The 22,881-nt window shown below is 64.5% G+C and carries 25 protein-coding genes, 2 tRNA genes and 1 pseudogene; 10 read left to right on the top strand and 18 right to left on the bottom strand.

Annotation, left to right across the window (positions count from 1 at the left end):
* Positions 1-8 precede the first annotated feature (8 nt).
* From QU596_RS11355 to QU596_RS11330, 6 genes are all read right to left on the bottom strand, one after another.
* A complete protein-coding gene (locus tag QU596_RS11355; protein ID WP_308515622.1) occupies positions 9-230 on the bottom strand; it encodes a KTSC domain-containing protein in 222 nt (73 codons plus the stop codon).
* 15 nt (positions 231-245) lie between these two features.
* Positions 246-1,172 (bottom strand): DMT family transporter, encoded by a 927-nt coding sequence (locus tag QU596_RS11350; protein ID WP_308515621.1) that lies wholly within the window; start codon positions 1,170-1,172, stop codon positions 246-248.
* Complete coding sequence (locus QU596_RS11345) at positions 1,169-2,170, bottom strand: threonine aldolase family protein (protein WP_308515620.1); 1,002 nt, start codon at positions 2,168-2,170, stop codon at positions 1,169-1,171. Before QU596_RS11345 ends, QU596_RS11350 begins: the two co-directional genes overlap by 4 nt.
* A 62-nt stretch (positions 2,171-2,232) precedes the next feature.
* Positions 2,233-2,307 (bottom strand) — tRNA-Thr (locus QU596_RS11340).
* Between the two features lie 188 nt (positions 2,308-2,495).
* Positions 2,496-2,624: a hypothetical protein gene (locus QU596_RS11335; RefSeq protein ID WP_308515619.1), complete on the bottom strand. Its 129-nt coding sequence runs from the start codon at positions 2,622-2,624 to the stop codon at positions 2,496-2,498.
* 87 nt (positions 2,625-2,711) lie between these two features.
* Entirely contained in the window at positions 2,712-4,511 is a 1,800-nt protein-coding gene (locus tag QU596_RS11330; RefSeq protein ID WP_308515618.1) for an aminopeptidase P family protein, read from the bottom strand.
* Between the two features lie 332 nt (positions 4,512-4,843).
* On the opposite strand from QU596_RS11330, the gene QU596_RS11325 reads away from it, so the two are divergent.
* Positions 4,844-5,620, top strand: a complete 777-nt coding sequence (locus tag QU596_RS11325) for an acyl-CoA thioesterase (RefSeq protein ID WP_308515617.1) — start codon at positions 4,844-4,846, stop codon at positions 5,618-5,620.
* Positions 5,621-5,686: 66 nt separating this feature from the next.
* Here the strand turns inward: QU596_RS11325 and QU596_RS11320 are convergent.
* From QU596_RS11320 to QU596_RS11310, 3 genes and pseudogenes are all read right to left on the bottom strand, one after another.
* Positions 5,687-6,145 (bottom strand): annotated as a pseudogene (locus tag QU596_RS11320) (FxDxF family PEP-CTERM protein); the annotation flags it as partial.
* A 302-nt stretch (positions 6,146-6,447) separates the two neighbouring features.
* A complete protein-coding gene (locus tag QU596_RS11315) occupies positions 6,448-6,708 on the bottom strand; it encodes a hypothetical protein (RefSeq protein ID WP_308515615.1) in 261 nt (86 codons plus the stop codon).
* Positions 6,709-6,816: 108 nt separating this feature from the next.
* Positions 6,817-7,395, bottom strand: coding sequence for a 2OG-Fe(II) oxygenase (locus tag QU596_RS11310; RefSeq protein WP_308515614.1), 579 nt, complete (start codon positions 7,393-7,395; stop codon positions 6,817-6,819).
* 95 nt (positions 7,396-7,490) lie between these two features.
* Here QU596_RS11310 and QU596_RS11305 point away from each other — a divergent pair, with 95 nt between their 5' ends.
* The 7 genes from QU596_RS11305 to QU596_RS11275 all read left to right on the top strand — a co-directional run bounded on the left by QU596_RS11305 (position 7,491) and on the right by QU596_RS11275 (position 14,321).
* Complete coding sequence (locus QU596_RS11305) at positions 7,491-9,542, top strand: S9 family peptidase (protein ID WP_308515613.1); 2,052 nt, start codon at positions 7,491-7,493, stop codon at positions 9,540-9,542.
* Positions 9,539-9,943: an acyl-CoA thioesterase gene (locus QU596_RS11300; RefSeq protein ID WP_308515612.1), complete on the top strand. Its 405-nt coding sequence runs from the start codon at positions 9,539-9,541 to the stop codon at positions 9,941-9,943. Before QU596_RS11305 ends, QU596_RS11300 begins: the two co-directional genes overlap by 4 nt.
* Positions 9,944-9,953: 10 nt before the next feature.
* A complete protein-coding gene (gene maiA / locus QU596_RS11295) occupies positions 9,954-10,595 on the top strand; it encodes a maleylacetoacetate isomerase (protein WP_308515611.1) in 642 nt (213 codons plus the stop codon).
* Positions 10,596-10,660: 65 nt separating this feature from the next.
* Complete coding sequence (locus QU596_RS11290) at positions 10,661-11,404, top strand: class II aldolase/adducin family protein (protein WP_308517992.1); 744 nt, start codon at positions 10,661-10,663, stop codon at positions 11,402-11,404.
* A gap of 1 nt (position 11,405) precedes the next feature.
* Entirely contained in the window at positions 11,406-12,569 is a 1,164-nt protein-coding gene (gene lldD / locus QU596_RS11285; RefSeq protein WP_308515610.1) for an FMN-dependent L-lactate dehydrogenase LldD, read from the top strand.
* Positions 12,570-12,579: 10 nt separating this feature from the next.
* Positions 12,580-13,572, top strand: coding sequence for a GTP 3',8-cyclase MoaA (moaA, locus tag QU596_RS11280; protein WP_308515609.1), 993 nt, complete (start codon positions 12,580-12,582; stop codon positions 13,570-13,572).
* Between the two features lie 8 nt (positions 13,573-13,580).
* Complete coding sequence (locus QU596_RS11275; protein WP_308515608.1) at positions 13,581-14,321, top strand: sulfite exporter TauE/SafE family protein; 741 nt, start codon at positions 13,581-13,583, stop codon at positions 14,319-14,321.
* Here the strand turns inward: QU596_RS11275 and QU596_RS11270 are convergent.
* From QU596_RS11270 to QU596_RS11235, 8 genes are all read right to left on the bottom strand, one after another.
* Complete coding sequence (locus QU596_RS11270) at positions 14,318-15,505, bottom strand: molybdopterin molybdotransferase MoeA (protein WP_308515607.1); 1,188 nt, start codon at positions 15,503-15,505, stop codon at positions 14,318-14,320. The genes QU596_RS11275 and QU596_RS11270 overlap by 4 nt on opposite strands.
* Complete coding sequence (gene moaC / locus QU596_RS11265; RefSeq protein WP_308515606.1) at positions 15,502-15,978, bottom strand: cyclic pyranopterin monophosphate synthase MoaC; 477 nt, start codon at positions 15,976-15,978, stop codon at positions 15,502-15,504. Before moaC ends, QU596_RS11270 begins: the two co-directional genes overlap by 4 nt.
* Complete coding sequence (gene moaB / locus QU596_RS11260; protein WP_308515605.1) at positions 15,975-16,511, bottom strand: molybdenum cofactor biosynthesis protein B; 537 nt, start codon at positions 16,509-16,511, stop codon at positions 15,975-15,977. Before moaB ends, moaC begins: the two co-directional genes overlap by 4 nt.
* 1 nt (position 16,512) lies before the next feature.
* Entirely contained in the window at positions 16,513-16,971 is a 459-nt protein-coding gene (locus QU596_RS11255) for a molybdenum cofactor biosynthesis protein MoaE (protein ID WP_308515604.1), read from the bottom strand.
* A complete protein-coding gene (locus QU596_RS11250; protein WP_308515603.1) occupies positions 16,968-17,210 on the bottom strand; it encodes a MoaD/ThiS family protein in 243 nt (80 codons plus the stop codon). Before QU596_RS11250 ends, QU596_RS11255 begins: the two co-directional genes overlap by 4 nt.
* A 64-nt stretch (positions 17,211-17,274) precedes the next feature.
* Positions 17,275-17,351: transfer RNA gene (locus QU596_RS11245), tRNA-Pro, on the bottom strand.
* A gap of 86 nt (positions 17,352-17,437) precedes the next feature.
* Positions 17,438-18,736 (bottom strand): FAD-dependent oxidoreductase, encoded by a 1,299-nt coding sequence (locus tag QU596_RS11240; RefSeq protein WP_308515602.1) that lies wholly within the window; start codon positions 18,734-18,736, stop codon positions 17,438-17,440.
* A 46-nt stretch (positions 18,737-18,782) separates the two neighbouring features.
* Positions 18,783-19,139, bottom strand: a complete 357-nt coding sequence (locus tag QU596_RS11235; protein WP_308515601.1) for a polyhydroxyalkanoic acid system family protein — start codon at positions 19,137-19,139, stop codon at positions 18,783-18,785.
* An 89-nt stretch (positions 19,140-19,228) separates the two neighbouring features.
* Between QU596_RS11235 and QU596_RS11230 the strand changes: the two genes are divergently transcribed.
* Both QU596_RS11230 and clpB read left to right on the top strand, forming a co-directional pair.
* Positions 19,229-19,960 carry a hypothetical protein gene (locus QU596_RS11230; RefSeq protein ID WP_308515600.1) on the top strand — a complete coding sequence of 244 codons (732 nt, stop codon included), beginning with the start codon at positions 19,229-19,231 and terminating at the stop codon, positions 19,958-19,960.
* Between the two features lie 65 nt (positions 19,961-20,025).
* Positions 20,026-22,626 (top strand): ATP-dependent chaperone ClpB, encoded by a 2,601-nt coding sequence (clpB, locus tag QU596_RS11225; protein ID WP_308515599.1) that lies wholly within the window; start codon positions 20,026-20,028, stop codon positions 22,624-22,626.
* Here clpB and QU596_RS11220 read toward each other — a convergent pair.
* Positions 22,623-22,874, bottom strand: a complete 252-nt coding sequence (locus QU596_RS11220; RefSeq protein ID WP_308515598.1) for a hypothetical protein — start codon at positions 22,872-22,874, stop codon at positions 22,623-22,625. The genes clpB and QU596_RS11220 overlap by 4 nt on opposite strands.
* Between the last annotated feature and the right edge of the window lie 7 nt (positions 22,875-22,881).

Genomic DNA, 22,881 nt, shown 5'->3' with positions numbered 1-22,881 from the left:
GATGCCCCTTAAGATTGCGTTGCGCCTTCTTCCGGCAGCACTTCCCGGAACGGATAATGATCGCGGATCCGCGTGTTGAAGTAGATACCTTTGGAGAAGGCCTCGCGAAATGTCTCCGCCACGTCATGGGGAACGCCCAAGTAGACGTATCGGCGCCCCGAGACGAACTCGACCCACAGATTGCCTTCGGTCTCGTCGTACACGAAGCGCCGGATGACGGTCGAAGGCATGGAGCGAGTAACGCCCTACGCGGCGTCGGGAGCCGCGATCTTCGAGCGGTTGCGACCAAGCGCAGCGACCATGCCCCCGAGCGCCAGAATCGCTCCGGCTATGGTCAGCGCCGTCCAGCGATAACCTTCGAAAGCGGTTGAAAAACCCATCGCGATGATCGGTACAAGCACGCTCGAATAGGCCGCTTTGCCAGGCCCGATGCGCCGCACGACCGGGTAATAGAGACTGAAGGTCAACACCGACGCCAACAGCGCAAGGTAGAACACGCCAAACCAATATGCCGGTCGCGGGTCGAACACCGGCGGACCCGTCATGATGACGGCGATGGCCCCATCGATCAGGGCACCGGCCGCCATCGACCAGGCGAGAATAGCATAAAGCGGGAAGCGTCGCACTTCGGGACGAGCCTGGACGACATTCGCAACCGACGCGCCGAGCATGCCGACCAAGGTCAGCCCGATGCCCGCAGCGATCTGCGCTCGATCCGCTGGGTGTTCTTGCAATTCATGGACGAAGAGCAGTCCGATGCCCCCCACCGCCACGAGCGAGCTAACGGCGAAGCGGAGGCTTGGCCGATGGCCGAGAAGCGCCCATGCCATCAGGCTTGAGGGAATGAGCAACAGCGCAAAGACCGTCGCGACGACGCCCGACGTGATGTGCCGCTCAGCGAGATAAACCGCGTTGAAGTTGATGCAGAACTGGGTGAGCCCAAGGAATGCCGCTGCGGCCATACCCCGAGTGCCGATCCGAAGGCTCTCCCCCTTCCAGTTCGCCACCAGCGCCATCGCGATGGCAGCAATGACGAAGCGATAGGTCACCGACCATTGCGCCGGCACGGTGCCAAGCTGATCGCGAATGACGATCCAAGTAGAGCCCCAGATCGCGGTGAAGATGATGAACGGCAGCGTGACCGCCCGAAAGGTCGAGCCGTTATTCGTCACAATGCGGCGATGGCGTCGCCGAGGCGCTGGACGTCGGTCGGGTCGGCGTCCCAGCTGGTGACCAACCGGATCTCGTCAGGCCCCCAATCGTAAAAGTCGAAACCCTGCGCGCGCAGACGCGAAGCTTCTTCGGCCGTCGCTTGGACGAACAGCTCGTTGGCTTCGACCGGATAGACTAGCCGTCCCGACGCAGCCTGAGCCAGTCTCTGCGCCGCGGCGTTGGCTGACCGAGCATTCTCCAGCCACAGATCGTTTTCCAGCATCGCCAGCAGCTGAGCAGCGAGGTAGCGGCCCTTCGACAGGAGGTGTCCGGCACGTTTGCGGCGGACGGCGATCTCGTCGGCTAGCTCGGTCTTGAACAGGATCAGGCACTCGGCGTTGAGTCCGCCATTCTTGACGAAGCCGAACGACAGCGCGTCGACGCCTGCCCGCCATGTCACGTCGCCGATGTTCTCGTCGGTCGTCGCCAGCGCATTGGCTAGCCGGGCGCCGTCCATGTGCAGCGACAGCTTCCTTTGCTTCGCCAGCTCACCCAGAGCCGCCACCTCGCCTGCCCTGTAGACGAGGCCATACTCCGTGGCGTTGGTGATCGACAGGACTGCGGGCTGGACTTGGTGGACGTCGGGACGGATGCGGTCGCAGGCTCCGGCGACCGTTTCTGGGGTGAGCTTAGCCCCGTCGCCCTCCAGGAGGTGAAGCTTGGCGCCGCCGGTGAAGAAACCCGGGGCTCCGGCTTCGTCGACCTCGATATGCGCTTCGCGGTGACACAGGACGGACCGATAGGGCGGGCAGAGCGCGGCGAGTGCCAGGCAGTTTGCTGCGGTGCCGGTCGTGACCCAGAAGGCTCGCACCGCGGTTCCGAACAAGTCCGAAAAGGCGCCGTCGAGTTGCTTGCTCCATTCGTCGCCGTCGTAGGCTGTGTCGAGCCGGTTCACGGAGGCGATCGCCTCCAGAACCTTCGGATGTGCCGGCGCTGCATTGTCGGAGAAGAACCGCATCAGCTGGCGCTAGCGCGAGATTTCCGGCTTCGCCATGCCCCCGGCATGGCTGCAGGCGGAAATGGTGCTGCCGGTGAGGATTGAACTCACGACCTCAGCCTTACCAAGGATGCGCTCTACCACTGAGCTACGGCAGCACGTTGTCCGGAAGGCCGCGCCTATGGCCAAGCCCCCTTGCGACGTCAACCCGTCCAAGTCATGGGCGGGTGATGGCCGGACCATCCAACGACCGCGAAGAGAGACTGGCGGCGGCGCTGCGGGAAAATCTGCGGAAGCGGAAAGCGCAGGCCCGGGATCAACAGTCGAAGAAAGAGCAGCCCGGCGACTAGGCGTCGCGGTCGCGCATTTTCTTTTCGCCGAGCGCGCTTTCGATGCCGCCGGCCACTGCGTCGCCGAGCCAGATCACGGCTCCCAGCAGGATGATGGCAAGGGCGAACAACAAAGCTTCAGTCACGACTCGTCTCCGTGAATCCCCTTTACATCTAGCGCGTTAAACCCACAATTAATCCCGCGTGACGACTTTGTCACAAGCCGGGACAAGTCAGTCGCCGAGCGGTGCGCAGGCTCGCTGCAACCAGTCGAGGTCGGCCCCGGACAAGGTCGGCCCAATCTTCGCCATGACGTGCGCATGATAGCAATTCAGCCAGACAAGCTCTTCCGGCGTCAGCATGTCGACGTCGACCAGCCGCCGGTCGATCGGCGCAAAGGTTAGGGTCTCGAAGCCCAGCATGTCCTTTTCGGCGCCCTCGATCTGGCGTTCGACGACCAGCACGAGGTTCTCGATGCGGATGCCGTACTCGCCCGTCTTGTAATAGCCGGGCTCGTTGGAAAGAATCATGCCCGGCTGGAGCGGCTCGTCACCGCCGCTCTGCGAACTTCCGACCGGCGAGATGCGCTGTGGACCTTCATGTACGGAGAGGAAGCTGCCGACGCCGTGACCGGTGCCGTGCGCGTAATCGAGGCCCGCTTCCCACAGCGGCCGCCGCGCGAAGCTGTCGAGCTGGCTGCCGCGCGTACCCTTCGGGAAAACCGCGGTGGCGATCGCAATGTGACCCTGGAGGACGCGGGTGAACCGGTCCTTCATCTCCGCGGTCGGCTCGCCGATCGGCACGGTGCGGGTGATGTCGGTGGTGCCGTCGACATATTGGCCACCCGAATCGATCAGGTAGAGTGTGCCCTGCTCCAGCTTGCGGTTGGTCTTCTCGCTTGAGCGATAGTGGACGATCGCGCCGTTAGGCCCCGCGCCGGAGATGCTGTCGAACGACAGATCGCGAAGCTCCGGGTTCTCGCGGCGCAACGCTTCGAGATGGTCGGACGCCTTCAGCTCGTCGACATCTCCCTTCGGCGCTTCCTCATCGACCCAGCGAAGGAACTTCGAGATGACAGCGCCATCGCGGGTCTGCGCCGACTTCTGACCGGCGATCTCGGCTTGGTTCTTGATCGCCTTGGGCAGAATCGTCGGGTCACGCCGGGCAAGCACCTTCGCTCCGGCCTTCTCCAGCGCTTCGAAGATCGCCGCGACGGCGCGTTCCGGGTCGACCACGACGGTCTTGCCCTTGAGATCGCCTAGCGCACTTTCGAAGGCGGCCCGCTCGTGGAGGCGGACGCCGTTGCCGAGGTGCTGGCGGACTTCCGGCCCGATCTTCTCTCCGGCGACGAACAGGTCCGCGGTCCCATCAGCATTGACCAGCGCATAGGCCAGAGCGACCGGCGTCCGCGACACGTCTTGACCGCGGATGTTGAAGGCCCAGGCGATGGAATCGAGGGCTGACAGCACGGCGGCGTCGGCGTGATGCGCTGCGAGCCAGTCGCCAATCTCGGTGCGCTTTTCCGCGCCCGACTTGCCCGTGTGCTGCTCGGCCTGGACGACGAGATGCGCCTTCGACGCCTCCGGGCGGTCCTTCCAAATCTCGTCGATCGGGTTCCTGTCGACCGCGACCAGCTCGGCGCCGCGCGTGGCCAGTGCTTCTTTCGCCTTCTTCACCCAGTCGCGGGTGTGCAGCCAGGGATCGTAGCCGATGCGCGCGCCCTGCGGCGCATGTTCCTCGAGCCATTGGGTGGTGCTGGTTTCAGGCACCGACTGGTAGCTCCACTGGTCGGCGCTGACCTGCTGGCGAACCTGCAGGGTATAGCGCCCGTCGACGAAGATCGCCGCCTGCTCAGGTAGAACGACCGCGGAGCCAGCCGATCCTTCAAACCCGGTCAGCCACGCCAGCCGCTGAGCATAGCTACCTACATACTCGCTCATATGCTCGTCGGTCAGCGGGACGACGAACCCGTCCAGCTTGTCGCGCTGCAGCTGCTCGCGAAGGGCTTTGAGGCGGTCGGCATAGGATGACATGGCGGGACTCCTTACGCTCCAGCTAATCCCTGCCGCGCGGTTGTTAAAGAGCCGCGCGGTTCTGCGTGGGTCCTTGTCACCTTGAGCGAGTGAAACCAGGGGGTTCTTCACTTCCACCACTTCGTGACCTTTGCGAGCGAACACCACTGTCCGACTGGGCGATTGAGGGTGCCAGCCGAAGTCAGAGTTACGGCTGGCAGGGTTCTTCGTCGTGGCCGACCAGTAAAACACAGAGGGTAGCAAACTGCAATTTGACGCGTGCAGGACAGCAGTTTTGCTGGTGTAGGCTTTCACCCATTGCAGACATTAGCGCGTCACCATAACCGATTGCCATGAGCGCGCTTCGCACGGTCATTGACGGCTTGTCGGGCGGCGACGGGACATGGATCGTCGAGGCGCCCGCGGCATGGTCTCAGGGGCGTACCTTGTTTGGCGGGATGACCGCAGCCCTTTGCTTCGAGGCCGCCAGGCGCGTGGCGCCCGACATTCCTTTGCGCTCAGCCCAAATACTGTTTGCGGGACCGGCGAGCGGGACGCTGACGCTACGGCCGCGCCTGCTGCGCGCGGGGCGGTCGAGCGCTGCGATGGCGGTCGAATGCACGTGTGAGGCCGGCGAGGCTGCGTTGGCGACCTTCGCCTTCGGGAGCGATCGCGAAAGCAGGGTGGATCACGAGGTCCCTCTCCGTGTCATGCCATGGTGGGAACCCGAAGACTGCCCGGTATTTATCGAGCAGACAGGCGGGTTCCACGAGCGATTCGAACTGCGCCTGGCGGAAGGATCCGCGCTGATGACCGGCGGGGCGCCGGACTTTACCGTGTGGGTGCGGTTCCGCGAGTCACCCGGCGTTGACCCTACCACGGCGCTGCTGGCGCTGGCCGACGCGTTGCCGCCGGCGGCAATGGCGGGCTTTCCCGAGCGGGCGCCGATCAGCACCATCACCTGGTCGGTGGATTTCCTGGCGCAGGTCGAGGCCCTCCAGGGCTGGTACCTGTTGCGTTCGGCCAGCGATCAGACGCGCGCAGGCTACTCGACGCAAGCGATGCACCTGTGGGACGCGCGTGGGCGTTTGCTCGCCGTCGGACGGCAATCCGTCGCGATCTTCATCTGAGCGGCGCGCTCAAACCAAAAGGGCGACGCCTGCGGCGCCGCCCTTTCATGAAGGCTGCGCGAAAGTTTAGGCGACCTGCGCGAAAACCGGAGCCTTGCGGCGACGCATCATCAGACCCGTCGCGCCGAAGCCAAGGAGCATCATCGCCCAAGTGCCCGGCTCGGGAACCGCGGGGGTCTGACGAATAGTGACGTTACCGGATAAAGCCGCGGCGGCGTCGCTATTGTTGCCGGTGAAGGCGAAGGTGTAATTCGTTCCCGCGTCCAGGAAGGACGGGTTCAGCTTGAAATTCATGTGCTCTGCATCGAGCGCGAACAGGTTGTAGATCGTCGCCACGCCACCGACCATGCCGGACAGCGTGGCGGTGGTGAACGAGGTGCCCGTCGTGCTGGTGTTAAGCACGATCGAATAGAGGCCGGCTTCCGTATTGTTGAATACGAACGAACCGCTGAAGGTCGGCGTCGAGAGCGGGTTCTGCCCGTAGACGATTGTTGTCGTCTGACCGACCGTCGAAATCGACGACGGACTGGTCGGATTGGGGTCGGTCAAGCCCGTTGAGCTCACGACGACCGGCGCTGCCATAGCACCGGATGAGATTGCAATTGCTGCTGCTGCGAGTCCGCTCAAGATCAACTTACGCACTGGTTGCCTCCACATCCCGGCGCCGGATACGCCGCAGAACCTGTTCACAATGCGTTTACTACCGGACTTTGAAACCTTCGATAGGGTCGACCTGACATACGTCCCAAGGCGGGACAAACTGGCGATGCAGAAGTTGGGGATAATGAGGGGCCGACCAAAGTCGGCCCCTTGCACGTGGACGTAACTTAGCCGCGCTCGCCCGAACGGCGGACGGGCGGTGGCGGGGGTGGCGGCGGCGGTGGCGGCGGGCACACGCTGCCGGCTGGTAACGTCGAGCCATCGGCGCAGGTGACAGGCGGCGGAGGCGGTGGCGGCGGAGGCGGCGGCGCCGGGCACGGATCGCTCACGCCAACGACGGTGCCATCCGGGCACGTCTGGGTCTTGGGCGTCGTCGCGCAGGCGGCAAGGCCGGCGGTCGCGACGATGATTAGGGCAAGTTTTTTCATTCGCCTCTCCTCTGGTGATTAGCGGGACCGGCTTAGGCGTAGCCCCACGGGAAAGGAAACGTGGCGAGGCTCGGCTTGTCGACCCAGACACTCGCTTGGCGGAGTCCGTTACGCCCCTTTGACCGCGGTGAGCTTGATCGCGAAGGTGTAGCGCGGCGTGTAACAGATGCGGGACGGCGGCCGTCCCGCATGCGGAATTGCGCCGTCGAACAGCACCAGGCGGCCCGGCCGGGGACTGGCGCAGAATTGCGCGTCGCCGGTGCGGTCGAAAAATAGGGTCTCGCCACCCCATTCCGGCTCCCATTCCTTCGACATGAACCAAAGAGCGGTCAGCTCGCGCTGGTCGGGTCCACAGTCGCAGTGGGCGTAGAGCATGTCCCCGAAGGCGGCGTAGTTGGTGTAGGCCCGATAGGGCTCGTAACGCTCGCCCGGGCGTGCGACCGCGACGGTCTGCTCCGTGATTGACCACAGCGGCAGTTTCGTAACATTAGCCAAGGGCAGTTCGCTGACCCAATGCCGATGATCGGTGGTGTCCGACCGGGCGACCTCGGTGCGCGTGAAGGGCGAGCGGTCAAGCGCCTCGACATACTGAGCGAGATCCGCCGGAGACATCAAGCCGTCGAATATGAAGACGTCGCGGCCCTCCACACAGCCTTGCCGTGTCGGCTGAAGCTCGGCCTTGTTCATGCGCGCGGTGCCTCCCGTCGCTTTCGTAGCCGTTTTCAACGCGGAGAAAAGCGGCCGAGCTAGGCACTCGGCCAGCCGTGAGGCTAAGAGGCCGCATGAACGACGCACCGACGCCGCCGCAGGCCGAACAACGCCCCTACAGCTACGAGCGCCACGGCGTGAAGATCGAAGATCCCTGGCACTGGCTGCGCGACCCCAAATACCCGGAAGTCGATGATCCGGACGTGCTGTCATACTTGAAGGCCGAGAATACATATTTCGAGGGCTGGAAGGCCCAGCAACAGGGTCTGATCGAACAGCTGTTCGAAGAGATGAAAGGCCGGATCAAGGAGGACGAAAGCTCGGTCCCCGTCCGCGACGGCGAGTTCCTTTACTGGTGGGCGTTCAAGCCGGGCGCGCAGTATCGGACCTGGTATCGCAAGCCTGTCGGCGGCGGCGCGGACGACGTGTTGTTCGACGAGCCGGCTGAAGCGGATGGGCGCGAATATTTCCGGCTCGGCGCGCTGGAGGTTAGCCCGGATGGCAAGCTGCTGGCGACGCTGGCGGATTATGATGGATCGGAGCGATTCGAGCTGAGAATCCGCGAGCTGGCAACTGGCAAGGACGTCGAGACGGTTACCAAGGTCGGCATCGGACAGCCGGTCTGGACAAGCGGCAGCGATGGGGTCGTGTTCACCGAGGTCAATGACAATTGGCGCAGCTACCGCGCGCGCTTTCACCGGCTGGGGACGTCAATCGAGCAGGACGTCACATTGTACGAAGAGACGGAAGAACTTGGCTTCTCCGTCGGCGCCGGCAAGTCGCACGACAAGAGCACGATCTTCATCTCGACCGGCGACAATGCGACCAGCGAAGTACGTTTCGTCGGCGCGGTCGACCCGACCCAGCCGCTGACTCTGATCTCTCCTCGCAAGGCCAATCGCGAATATCATTGCGATGCCGCGCACGGGAAACTTTGGATCTACACCAACGACGAAGAGGTGAACTTCCGCATTGCATCGGCGGATCCAGCGAACCCCGGCGAGTGGACGACCGTCGTCCCGGGATCGGACCGCGTTTATCTTACAGGCGCGACCGCCTATCGCGACCACCTGGCAATCAGCAGCCGCGTGGATGGGCTCGATCAACTTGTCCTGCGGTCTTACGAGGGCGAAGAAACGCGCATTCCGTTCGCGGAAGCCAGCTACAGCGCTTTCTTGATCGGCAACCCGGAGTTCGCGCCTGAGGCGTACCGCGTCGGCTACACGTCGATGGTCACACCTACGACGGTCTATGACTATTATCCTGAAACCAACACGCTGGAAGTCCTGAAGGTGCAGGAGGTGCCGTCAGGCTACGATGGCTCTCAATACACCACCGAACGATTGCTGGTCGACGGGCGCGACGGCGTGAAAGTCCCGGTGTCGGTCGTCTACAAAAAGGACTTCGAGAAGAATGGCGAGGGCAAGCTGTTCCTTTACGCTTATGGTGCTTACGGACACGCGATCCCGCCGAGCTTCAACACCAACCGCATCAGCTTGCTCGACCGCGGCTGGGCCTGCGCGATCGCCCACATCCGCGGCGGCGACGACCTTGGCTACAAATGGTTTTTGGACGGCAAGCTGACCAAGCGGACCAACACGTTCAACGACTTCGTCGATGTGGCGAAGGGGCTGATAGCGGAGAAGTTCACGCGGCCCGGTCGCATCGCCATCAACGGCGGTTCAGCGGGTGGCGAGCTGATGGGCGCCGTGGTCAATTCCGATCCGGAGCTGTTCGGTGCAGCGGTCGCGGACGTTCCGTTCGTCGACGTGCTCAACACCATGCTGGATGACACCCTCCCGCTGACGCCGGGCGAATGGCCGGAATGGGGTAACCCGATCGAGGACAAGGCCGCGTTCGACCTGATCCGCAGCTACTCGCCGTACGACAATGTGAAAGCGCAGGATTATCCGCCGCTGCTGATCACCGGTGGCCTCACCGACCCGCGCGTGACCTATTGGGAGCCCGCCAAGTGGGCCGCCAAGCTCCGCGCTACCAAGACCGACAACAGCCCGCTCTATCTCAAGATCAACATGGGCGCGGGCCATGGCGGCAAGTCCGGCCGGTGGGAGCGGCTGCACGAAGTAGCGGAGACCTACGCGTTCATCCTGACGCAGGTGCAATGAACCGGCCGGTGTTCGAAATGGCGCTGACGGCGTTGCCGGAGCACATCGATGAGCTTGGCCACGTCAACAATGCGGTGTGGGTCCAGTGGATTCAGACCGTCGCCGTCGCGCACTGGCATTCGATTGCGGATCCCGCGCACGATGCGGCGTACTTCTGGGTCGTGGTGCGGCACGAGATTGACTACCTGCGCGCCGCGGTCGCCGGCGATACGGTAATCGGACGAACGTGGGTCGGCGATGCGCCGCGCGGCGCGCGATTCGACCGGCATATGGAATTCACCGGTGCGGACGGGAAAATCTGCGTTCGCGCGAAGACGCAGTGGGCGATTATCGACAAGGCGTTGGGACGGCCGATCCGCGTGCCCGCGGAAGTCATAGCGCCGTTCCTGGAGCCAGTGTAGGCAAGTCGACATGCCGCGCCCCATCCTTTACGATTACTGGCGATCGTCCGCCGCCTACCGCGTCCGCATCGCGCTGAATTTGAAGGGGGTCGATTACGAAAGCCGCCCAGTAGACCTGCGGGAGGATGCGCAGAAATCTGCCGAGTATCGTGCGCTCAATCCGCAAGGGCTGGTGCCGATGCTTGAGATCGACGGCCATCGGCTGACGCAGAGCGTTGCGATCATCAATTATCTCGATCTCCGCTATCCCAATCAGCCGCTCCTTCCCGCCTCCGCTGCGGAACGCGCGCATGTCGTCGCGATGGCCATGGCGATCGCCTGCGATATCCATCCGCTGAACAATTTGCGGGTGCTGAAATATCTCAAGAATGAATTGGGCCATTCGCAAGACGAAGTGGACGCCTGGTATCGGCACTGGATCGAAGAGGGCCTGCCGGCACTGGAGTCGATCGCCGCGCCGCGGGCCGGCAAGTTCCTGTTCGGCAACGCGCCGACCGGGGCCGACGTCTGCCTGATCCCGCAGTTGTACAATGCGCGGCGCTTCAACGTGCAGCTCGACCCCTATCCAACGTTGCTGCGCGCGGAAGAGAATGCCAATCAGATGCCCGCGTTCGCCGCCGCTCATCCCGATCGGCAGGAGGGAAAAGAATGAACCGTGTCGAGACCATGAACCGCGGCATGACCGGCGTTCCGTTGGACAACGTCGAGATTCCGCCGATGAAGGACAAGGTCAGTGCCGAGGAATGGGCTGTACGCGTCGATCTCGCCGCCGCCTACCGCATGGTTGCCCACTACGGCTGGGACGATCTGATCTTCACGCACCTTTCGGCCCGGGTGCCGGGGCCGGAGCATCATTTCCTGCTCAACCCGTACAACCTCATGTTCGAAGAGGTGACCGCCTCCTCGCTCGTGAAGGTCGACGTCAACGGCAATCCGGTCGAGCCGACGCCATTCATTACCAATCCCGCCGGCTTCACCATCCATTCGGCGATCCACATGGCGCGGGAAGATGCTCAGGCGGTGATGCATCTTCACACGCCGGCGGGCCAGGCGGTCAGCGCGCATGATGAAGGCCTGCTGCCGCTGACACAGACGGCTATGCTGGTCCGGTCGGACCTAGCGTTCCACGACTATGAGGGCGTCGCGACCGACCTCGACGAGCGCGAGCGGCTGGTCGCGGATCTTGGCGACAAAGGCGGGATGATCCTGCGCAACCATGGCACGCTGGCAGTCGGCGGCAACGTCGGCGAGTGCTTCGTAAAACTCTATTTCATCGAACGGGCCTGTCAGGCGCAGATCATGGCGCTGTCGGCTGGTGATAGGTGCAGCAACCCGCCGCAGGGCACGCCGGAACTGGCGGCGGAGCAAGGAGCCGTCGGCCTGAAGATGGCGGCCAACTTCCTGGCTTGGCCGGCGCTGAAGCGGAAGGCTTATCGGCTCGACCCGACCTTCGCGACCTAGGTTGGCGAAGCGGGCGGCGAGCGTCGGCGATTATCGCGCGTTGGCGCAGGCGCGCCTGCCGCATTTCCTGTTCGAATATCTGGACGGCGGTTCCTACGACGAGGTGACGCTACGGCGAAACGTCGAGGATTTGCAAAACGTCGTCCTGAGACAACGGGTGCTGCGCGACGTATCGAAGATCGACCTGTCGACCGAGATGTTCGGGCGGACATGGGCGATGCCGGTGGGTCTGGCGCCGGTCGGGCTGTCCGGCATGTACGCCAGGCGCGGCGAAACGCAGGCGGCGAAGGCGGCCGCCGCCGCGAACGTGCCATTGACGCTCTCGACTGTCAGCGTGTGCACCATCGAGGAAGTGGCGCAGGCAACAGACGCGCCGTTCTGGTTCCAGCTTTACGTCGTCCGCGATCGCGGCTTCATGCGCGAGCTGATTGCCCGGGCACGCGAAGCGAAGTGCGAGGCCTTGCTGTTCACGGTCGATCTGCCAACGCCCGGATCGCGCTATCGCGACGTAAGGTCGGGCTTGACGGGGTCGAGCGGCCTTGCAGCCAGACTACGGCGATTAGGGCAGGTGATCTCGCGGCCTGGATGGCTATGGGATGTCGGCCTGCGCGGAAGGCCGCACAGCATGGGCAATCTCGCGAAGGTCGTCGCGCCCGGCAGCGGGCTCAACGATTTCGGGACCTGGATTGCGCGCAATTTCGATCCCTCGATGAACTGGAGGGATCTGGACTGGATCCGCAGCGAGTGGCCGGGACCGTTGGTGCTGAAAGGCATCCTCGATCCCGACGATGCGCGCCGCGCCGTGGCCAGCGGCGCGGACGGCATCGTGGTGTCGAACCATGGCGGCCGTCAACTCGATGGCGTGCTTTCGAGCGCGCGCGCCCTGCCCGCAATCGCCGAGGCGGTTGACCAACGCATCCCGATCCTAGTGGACGGCGGCATCCGCTCTGGCCTGGATGTCGTCCGGATGCTGGCGCTTGGTGCGAATTTCGTCCTGATGGGCCGCGCCTGGATGTATGCGATGGCAGCGGAGGGTGGCGCGGGCGTGAGCCACGTCCTGCGGCTCATCGAAAGCGAAATGCGCGTTGCCATGGCCCTCACAGGATGCACGTCGATCGCCGAGATCAGCAGTGAAATCGTCGCTGACGAGGCGGCGCGGATATGATCGAGTGTCGATGACCAGGACTCCCATGATCGATGGGTTCGGCCGGCACATCACCTACGTCCGGCTATCGGTGACGGACCGCTGCGATCTTCGCTGCCGCTATTGCATGACGGAGCAGATGCGCTTCGTGCCGCGCCACGAGGTCCTCCGCGATGAAGAGATCGTCGCGCTTGCCGACATCCTCATCGCACGGGGTGTGAAGCGCATCCGGCTCACGGGCGGCGAACCGCTGGTGCGCAGGGGTGTCGAGCGGCTGGTCGAGACGTTGGGACAACGGATCGGGCGCGGGCTCGATGAGTTGACCATGACGACCAACGGCACGCAGCTGGCACGTCATGCCCCCGCGCTGGCCGCGGCCGGAATCCGGCGGATCAACGTCAGCCTCGACAGCCGCGATCCGGAGCTGTTTCGGACAATCACGCGGCGGGGCGAGCTGAAGCAGGTGCTTAAGGGCATCGAAGCGGCAGCGCTCGCGGGCCTGAAGATCAAGATCAACATGGTCGCGCTGCGGGGGCTGAACGAGGAGGAGATCGTCCCGATGCTGCGCTGGTGCGCCGCCGAAGGGCATGATCTTACGCTGATCGAAACGATGCCCCTGGGCGAGGTCGAGCATCAACGCACGGATCATTACCTTCCACTGATGGAAGTGCGGTCGCGGCTGGAACGCGAGTTCGAGCTCGTCCTTTCGACCGCGCGAACGGGCGGTCCCGCCCGTTATTTCGAGGTTGGTGGATTGGGCGCGCTGTTGGGGATGATCACGCCGCTCACGGACAATTTCTGCGAAGGCTGCAACCGCATTCGCATCACGGCAACGGGGACGGTGTTCGGCTGCCTGGGCCACGACCGAAAGATCGAGCTGCGCGAGCTGTTGCAGGCTGGAGACGCGGCCGCCGTGAATGGAGCGCTCGACGGGCTGCTCGCCGTGAAGCCGCGCGCGCACACGTTTCGCATCGATGCGGCGGCACCCGCCGTCGAGCGGCACATGAGCGTCACTGGCGGCTGACGGCACGCATGGACGTAACGACCGTCGCGTGGCTGGCTATGTTGTTCGCGCTCGGCGCCGCGCTCTATTCCAGTGTCGGCCACGGCGGTGCCTCCGCCTACATCGCCGCCATGGCGCTGTTCTCGGTCGCGCCGGAGACGATGAAGCCGACGGCACTTGCCCTGAACCTGCTGGTCGCTGGGTTCGGCGCTTGGCGCTACTGGCGGCGCGATCTGACCAATTGGCCGCTGGTGCTGGCGTTCGCGCTGACCGCCACGCCGGCCGCCTTCATCGGCGGCGGAATCCATCTACCCGCTATCTACTACAAGCCGCTGGTCGGCATCCTGCTGTGGGTCGCTGCCGTGCGCCTGCTATGGCAGCCGAAGGCGTTGGCGGAACGGCCCGTGACGGCGCCCCCCTGGTGGATCAGCTTGCCGGCGGGCGCGGTGCTGGGCGTATTGGCGGGGTTGACTGGAACGGGCGGCGGGATTTTCCTCAGTCCGCTCATCATTCTCAACAGCTGGGAAGAGCCGCGCCGCACGTCGGGTGTGGTGGCGTCCTTCATTTTGCTCAACTCGGCGGCAGGCCTTGCCGGGAACGCCGCTGCGGTTGGGCATCTTCCTCGCGAACTGCCGATCTTCCTCGGCGCGGTGTTCGGCGGCGCTCTACTGGGAACATGGCTCGGGATTGATCGGCTTCCCCGCCCCTGGTTGTTGCGAACCCTTGGTGCCGTCCTGGTTATTGCTGGCGCAAAGCTGCTCTTCACCTAAAAGTCGAGGACCTCGAGAGTGTCCCCTACGCCGACGGCTCCAGCGTTCGCCGCCTGACGAACAAGGAGGTCAGCACTGGCGAGCGCATGCTGGGCACTCGAATCCTGGAAAGTAAGAATCTCGGCGGCATGCGATTGCAGGCGCGCGCGATGGAAAGTCTCGCGGTCACCGCAAGGGCCTAACGGCGACGCAAGCGGCATTGTTCGCCAATTCAGGACTTCGTGGACGCTTCGGCCCGTCAGAACAGCGAGTAGCGGGAGAAGGAATAGTCGGGCGGTGACCATCGCCGAGGTGGGATTGCCGGGCAGGCCGAGCACCAACCGGTCGCCGACGCGGCCGAGCCAGACGGGTTTGCCGGGCTTGATGGCCGCCTTGGAGAAGAGCAGCTCAAGCCCGAGCGGCTCGAACATTGCCTTCGCATAGTCCTTTTCGCCAACGGACGCGCCGCCGGTAACGACGAGTACCTCGGCGTCGGCAAAGGCAGCCTGCGCCTCCGCCTGCATGGACACGAGTTCATCGCGAAGACGCGCGACGCCAATGACCGAAGCACCCGCCTGCTCAGCCATCGCCGCGACCCCGAACGTCACGCTCTCCGGGATAGCGTCGGCGATGTCTCGGGCCGTGCCGGGTTCGGCAAGTTCGTCCCCGGTGCCGAGGATACGGATCCGCGGGCGGCCATGGACCTTGAGCGTCGCGACATCGGCCCCCGCCGCGGCGACGAGCGCGCGGGCGTCGAGCAGGCGCCCAGCCGAGAGCAATTCGTCGCCAGCGTCAAAGTCTGAGCCGGCCATTCGCACGAAGCGAGCGGCCCCGGGATCGTGCTCAATGATCGCTTCGTCGCCGATTGCTCGAACGATCTCCTGGATCACTACGCGATCCGCGTTTTGTGGAACCGGGGCACCAGTGAAGATGCGGATGCAGGTGCCGGGCTCGAGCGGATGGTTCCAGCCTGCGCCCGCATAAGACGAGCCCACGACACGAAGGCGCGCAGGGAGGTGCTTCAGATCCGCGTCCCTGACCGCATAGCCATCCATGGAGGACGCATCCGAGCGCGGCGAAGCGATCAGCGCGCGGACCGGTTCCGCGAGCACACGGCCGGCAGCCTGCGCGAGGGACACCGTCTCGACCCGCCTGGCGATGGAAAGTGAACGAATGACCTCGATCGCTTCGTCGAAGCCGATCATTCGCGGTCCCAGCTGCCGGATTTGCCGCCCGACTTTGCGGTGACTTCAAGGCCGTCGATCGACATCGTCCGGTCGATCGCCTTCAACATATCGAACAAAGTCAGACAGGCGATGGAGACGGCGGTGAGCGCTTCCATCTCGACCCCCGTCACCGCCTTGGTGCGGACCTCGGCATCTACACGAAAGCCCGGCAACTCCTCGTCGACATCGATATGCACGTCGACTTTCCACAACGGTAGCGGATGGCAAAGCGGAATAAGCTCGGCCGTTCGCTTTGCGGCCATGATGCCTGCCAATTCGGCGGTTCGGACGACCGAGCCCTTGGGCGCGGTACCGGCTCGAACCTGCTCCAGCGTCTCCGCCTTGCACTTAAGGCAACCCCGCGCGCGAGCGGTTCGGACAGTCTCCTCCTTGCCGGAAACATCCACCATCTTGGCACGCCCGCTGTCATCGACGTGGGTGAGCTTGCTCATGGGCAGAGATCCCGCAGCCGGGGGATTTGGCCGGCGAGCGAGCAGGGTCGATAGCGACTGTCGAGTTCCTGGCCGAGGATAAGGTCCCAGCCGTCGCGGCAGGCGCCCGTCGAGCCGGGCAGGCAGAAAACGAATGTGTCGTCGACTTGCCCGGCGCAGGCGCGAGATTGCAGCGTCGACAGGCCGACCGTGCCGAGGCTGGCCTGATGGAAGAGGATCGGGAAGCCGTCCATTTCGCGCCTGAATAATGGTCTCACCGCATCGGGCGTCACGTCACGCGGCGCAAAGCCGGTGCCGCCGGTGGAGATTATCACGTCGACCGCTTCATCGTCGGACCATCCCCGGATCTGGGCGCGGATCGCATCGACATCGTCCGGCACGATTGTCTTGGCGGCTAGCCCATGGCCCGCGGCCGTGAGACGCTCGACGAGGAGTGCGCCCGATTTATCCGTTTCCTCGGTCCGCGTGTCGGACACGGTCAGCACGGCGATCCGCAGTGGATGGAAGGTCAGGCTGTCGTCGATCCCTACCATCTCAGCTCCACCGCTCGCGGTCGGCGTAGTCAGCTTCGGTCGGCTCGATCCAGGTTGAGCCGCGCTCGCCGACTTCGCGCTTCCAGAACACGGCGTCGGTCTTCAGTCGGTCCATGAGGTAGTCTGCTGCCTCGAAGGCTGCTCGGCGGTGTCGCGAGGCGGCGCCGGCGAAAACGATGGGCTCCCCTGACGCAATGGCGCCGCAGCGATGGACGACGCGAACGTGTGCAACGCCAGGTCGTGCGGCAGCCTCCGCCGCAATCGCTTCAAGCGACTGGAGCGTCAGCACAGGGTGGTGATCGAGTACCAGGTGCATCAGCGGTACGCCGTCTTTCGAGGTCGCGCGCGCGACGCCGGTGAAGCTGACGACGGCACCGTCGCCTCTCGCACTCGCGAGTAGCGCCGCCAGCTCTTCTGGCGGGGCGAGCGCTGTCTCTTCCAGCCTGGCGACGATGCTCATCCGCCGGACACCGGCGGCAGGAACTCAAGAGTGTCGGCCGCGAGTGGGCGGTGTTCATCGGCAACGAGCCGGTTGCCGATGCACGCCCGTGTGAGCCGGCTTTGCAAAGTCGCGGAGACCTGCGGATAGAGGACGCACAGTCGATCGCGAACCTCGGCCACGGAAGCGTCGGACGGCGTTTCAAGCTCAAGCTCGGAGCCAATGGCTTCGGCGAGCCGCCCGTAAAACAGGATCTTCATCTCGGCGCGGTCTCGGCCCGGACGAAACATCCGTCAACCGGCCTGCGCAGGCAGCAAAGAAAAGTGGTCGGGGAGAGAGGATTCGAACCTCCGGCCCCTGCCTCCCGAAGACAGTGCTCTACCAGGCTGAGCTACTCCCCGACCGGAACCCGCGGATGCGACAGGTGTCGCGGCGGGAGCCAAGGCGCGCGCTCAATAGGAAAGCGCGGCGAATAGCGCAACCGCAATCAGCGCCCCACCGTCTTGAGCCAATCGGCATGCCGCACGAACTTCTCGCGCGGGCTGCCCGGGCGCGCGTTGGCGGTCTCAGTTTCTTCGATCTTGCGCCAGTCGTCATAGTCGGTGGCCATGACGCCCCGCTCCTCGAGCAGGCGCTTGAGGCCGGCGGCGCCCGGGCGGTCAGCCGAACTGCCGGTGGGCATGGCCACCGCGACTTGATCGGCGACCTCATAGCCGTCCGGGCGATTGGTGCCGATGGTCCCGCTCGGGCCACGGCGCGCCCAGCCAACGGCGTAGAGACGGTCGGCGACCTTGCCGCCTTCGTTGAGGAACTTGCCGCCCGCAAAAGGCACGTCCGCAATCGGCGAGGTCGCGTAGCCGATCGCGCTGACGATCAAAGTCGCCGGCACCTCGTAAGTTTCTCCGGTGCCTTGCGCGGCCCCGCTGGCGGAAAGCTGCGTGCGTTCGACAATGATACGTTCGGCGCGGCCATTGCCTTCGATCGCGATGGGCTTGGCGAAGAAATCGAAGACGATGCGCTTGGGTTTGTCGGCGGCGAGGTCCGCGAATCCGCGCAACAAGCTTACCGATTTACGGAGTCCGGGTTCGAGTGGCTCGTCATCAGTCATGGGCGGGAAGTCGGCCGGTTCGATGATCGGCAACGCGGCTTCAAGATGGCCGAGCTCGCCCAGTTCCTTGGGGGTCATCGCGATCTGATGCGGCCCGCGGCGGCCGAGCAGCGTGACGGTACGGATCGCACTCTTTTCGAGCGCGTCGAGCGCGTGGCCGACGATGTCCGAGCCTTCGAACTCGCCGCGCGTTTTGGACAGGATCCGCGCGCAATCGAGCGCGACGTTGCCATTTCCGACCACGGCCGCATGAGTGCCATCGAGCGGCGGATCAAGGTCGGCGAAATCGGGGTGGCCGTTGTACCAGCCGACGAACTCGGCCGAGCCGAAGACCCCCGGCAAATCCTCGCCGGGGATGCCGAGCTTGCGGTCGTGCGGCGCGCCGGTGGCAAGAATGACCGCGTCGTAGAGGTCGAGCAGCTCGGCGACGGAGACGTCGCGACCGACGGTGATGTTGCCGATGAAATCGACGCCCGCGCTGTCGACAACCTTGTCGTAGCGCTTGCTGACGGCCTTCAGCGATTGGTGGTCAGGCGCGACGCCGAAGCGGATCAGGCCGTAGGGGACGGGATAGCGGTCGAGGATGTCGATGCGGGCCTGATCGCCATACGCTTTCTCGAGCGCCTCAGCGGTATAAAAGCCCGCCGGACCCGAACCGACCACCGCGAAATGCCGCATGTCGCCTCCTCTGCTGCGAGGACCTTAGCGGCGCAGCCGGCGAGCGTCAGCCCTTGCTGTGATCCTCGAGCAGGACGCTGCCCTTCTTCTGCAGCGCGCCCTGAATGACGCCGGCGAACATGCCGAGCATGCCCGGGAGCAGGACTTTCAGATGAACCTTCGTTTCCATCACATCGATCGTTGCGGCGACGCTCTGGCCCATGGCGGCGATATCCAGGTTCAGCTGATCGCCATTCCAGCCCGACTGCACCTGCGCGCCGCCCGGGATGTGCTCGGTCAGCTTGTGCACGTTGTTGGCGATGCGGCGGCGGGCTTCGTCCTTGCCGAGGCTGTGCGGCAGGTCGACGTCGATGGGCTGGCTCATATTCGCGATGTCGGCGAGTGCGGGGCGCTTTTCAAGCATGGTGCGCAGGCTATGGTCTGCCGATGCGCAAGTTCGCTTTTGTTACCGCAATGCTCGCTTCTCCTTTAGCAGCACAAACGCCGCCTGTTTTGCCGACGCCGATTGCCGCCGTGCCGGCTGATCCCGCCTCGGCGTACATCACCGCGGGCCAGGACGAGCCCGGCTATCGCAGCTGGTATCTTGCCGCGCCCGGGCGCGCACAGCAGGTGCGCGCATTCAACGACTACCTAAATGGCGCCCAAGTGGGCGGCGTCGTTCCGACCTGGCAATTGCTGCGCACTGCGACGTCCTGGCAAAGTTGCGGCGCTCAACCCTTCGAAATTCCGCCGACCGCCGAATGGCCGCACATCATCAACACGCTGCGTTACATTCGCGACTACGTCATTCCCGCGCTGGGCCCGGTGGAGCCGGTGTCGGCCTATCGCAACCCTTCCCTCAATGTCTGCGCCGGCGGCGCGCCGGAGAGCGCGCACAAGCTTTATTCGGCAATCGACATGGTGCCGCTTCGGCCGGTCGAGCGCGTCGTAATGATGCGTACTTTGTGCGGCGATCATAATCGCCATGGCGGAGACTATCAGGCAGGCCTCGGATTTTATGCCTTCATCCGTTTCCATGTGGACAGCACCAAGTATCGCCGCTGGAACATGGACCCCGCGGTCGCGGCCGAATGCCCGGCGATCATCCATCCGGAAGACGCCGCCTCGGTTGGCCAGCCAATTCCGACCAGCACGCCGACGGCTCCGGCGGCGGACCCGTTGGCAGCCCAACCCTCTCCTTCACCGCCTGCGCCGACACCCGAACGGGGCCAGCCGCATTCCTGAGTTGAATGATCTTGTGTTGCCAATGTGCAACACCATATCTGCCCCAAGAGATAGAGGGGTGAACAATGGACTTTGAAAAGCTCACCGATCGCGCCCGCGGCTTCGTGCAGGCGGCGCAGACGATCGCGGTTCGCGAGCATCACCAGCGCATCGCGCCGGCGCATTTGCTGAAGGCGCTGCTCGACGACGAGCAAGGCATGGCGGCCGGCCTGATCCAGGCCGCGGGCGGCGACGCGAAGGCGGCGCAACGCGAAGCCGACTCGCTCGTCGCGAAGATCCCGTCCGTTACTGGTAGCGGCGCAACTCAGGCACCCGGCATCGACGGCGATACGATCCGCATCCTCGACCAGGCCGAGCAAGTCGCGAAGAAGGCGGGCGACAGTTACGTCACCGTCGAGCGCATCCTGCTGGCGATGGCGCTGGCCAAGGGCAACGACGTCGGTGACGCGCTGGCGCGGGCGGGCCTGACGCCGCAGAACCTCAACAACGCGATCGAGCAGCTGCGCGGCGGGCGTACCGCGGACACGCAAGGCGCGGAAGACCGCTACGACGCGCTGAAGAAATATGCGCGCGACCTGACCGAAGCGGCGCGCGCGGGCAAGCTGGATCCGGTCATCGGCCGCGACGAGGAAATCCGCCGTACCGTGCAGGTGCTGGCGCGGCGAACCAAGAACAATCCGGTGCTGATCGGCGAGCCTGGCGTCGGGAAGACCGCCATCGCCGAAGGGCTCGCGCTCCGCATCGCCAATGGCGACGTGCCCGACGGCATCAAGGACAAACGCCTGCTCTCGCTCGACATGGGCGCGCTGATCGCCGGTGCGAAATATCGCGGCGAGTTCGAGGAGCGGTTGAAGGGCGTGCTCGACGAGGTGCGCCAGGCCGAGGGCGACATCATCCTGTTCATCGACGAGATGCACACACTCGTCGGCGCGGGCAAAGCGGAAGGCGCGATGGATGCGGGCAATTTGCTGAAGCCTGCGCTGGCGCGCGGCGAGCTGCATTGCATCGGCGCGACGACGCTCGACGAGTATCGCAAATATATCGAGAAGGATGCGGCGCTTGAGCGGCGCTTCCAGCCGGTATTCGTGGGCGAACCGACGGTGCCCGACACCATTTCGATCCTGCGCGGGCTCAAGGAAAAGTACGAGCTGCACCACGGTGTGCGGATCACCGACGCGGCGATCGTCGCGGCGGCCACGCTGGGCAACCGCTACATCACCGATCGCTTCCTGCCCGACAAGGCCATCGACCTGATGGACGAGGCCGCGAGCCGCATCCGCATGGAGGTCGAAAGCAAGCCCGAGGAGATCGAAAATCTCGACCGGCGTATCATTCAGCTCAAGATCGAGCGCGAGGCGCTGAAGAAGGAGCAGGACCGGGCGTCGAAGGATCGGTTGGCGACGCTGGAAAGCGAGCTCGCCAACCTCGAGCAGCAGTCGGCCGAGTTGACCACCCGCTGGCAGGCAGAAAAGGAAAAGATTGCCGGCGAAGCGAAGATCAAGGAGCAGCTCGACGCCGCCCGGGTGGAGCTGGAGCAGGCTCAGCGTGGCGGCGACCTCGCGAAGGCGGGCGAGCTGCAATACGGCCGCATCCCGCAGCTCGAAAAGCAGCTCGCCGACGCGCAGGTCGCGTCGAAGGGCGCGATGCTGCGCGAGGAAGTGACCGATCAGGACATTGCGGGCGTCGTCAGCCGCTGGACCGGCATTCCGGTTGAGCGGATGATGGAGGGCGAGCGCGACAAGCTGCTCCAGATGGAAAGCCTGATCGGCGCTCGCGTCATCGGGCAGGAAGATGCCGTGAAGGCGGTGTCCGCGGCGGTGCGTCGCGCGCGCGCGGGCCTGCAGGATCCCAACCGTCCGCTCGGATCATTCCTGTTCCTGGGCCCGACGGGCGTCGGCAAGACCGAGCTGACCAAGGCGCTCGCCGAATTCCTGTTCGACGATGCGACCGCGATGGTCCGCATCGACATGAGCGAGTTCATGGAGAAGCACGCGGTCGCGCGGCTGATCGGCGCGCCGCCGGGGTATGTCGGCTACGAGGAAGGCGGCGTGCTGACCGAAGCGGTGCGGCGCAGGCCCTACCAGGTCGTGTTGTTCGACGAAGTCGAGAAGGCACACGGCGACGTCTTCAACGTGCTGCTGCAGGTGCTCGACGATGGGCGGCTGACCGACGGCCAGGGCCGCACAGTCGACTTCACGAACACGATCATCATCCTGACCTCGAACCTCGGCTCGCAATATCTGGCGCAGCTGGGCGAGGACGAACCGGTCGAGAAGGCCGAACCGCAGGTGATGGAAGTCGTGCGCAGCCATTTCCGGCCCGAGTTCCTGAATCGGCTGGACGAAATCATCCTGTTCCACCGGCTGAGCGCCGGCCACATGGGACCCATCGTCGACATCCAGATCGCAAGGCTCGGAAAGCTTCTGGAAGACCGGAAGATCCGGCTCGACCTCACGGATGCTGCACGGGCCTGGTTGGGCCGCGTCGGGTACGATCCCGTGTACGGCGCCCGCCCGCTGAAACGCGCCGTGCAGAAATATCTGCAGGATCCCCTCGCCGACAAAATCCTTGCCGGCGAAATCTCGGACGGATCAACAGTCCACGTCGATGAAGGCGACGGGCAGCTGGTGCTCAAGCCCGCAGGCGAGGAGCGAGTTGCGGCCTAGTTGCGGCTGCCCTGGCGGCTCGGCAGTTCGATCGAGCGACGGGCAACTTCCTTCGCTTCAGCCTGAGCCTCGGCCTGCGTGCGGCAAACGCGCTTGGGCATGATCGACCCGGACACGGTTTCCGAAGTGCAGACCTTCTTTTCCTTGACCGGCGCGGCAGGCTGAACCGTCGGCGTTTGCGTCGGGGCCACCTGCGCCGTCGGCGCGGTCGCGGCGGCAAGGGAAGCGAGAACGGCGGCTACGAACATCAGGAAC

The sequence above is a fragment of the Sphingomonas flavescens genome, assembly GCF_030866745.1.
Classification (GTDB): Bacteria; Pseudomonadota; Alphaproteobacteria; order Sphingomonadales; family Sphingomonadaceae; genus Sphingomicrobium; species Sphingomicrobium flavescens.
The sequence above is the reverse complement of the archived record's forward strand: the minus strand, read 5'-3'. Positions and strand labels throughout refer to the sequence as shown.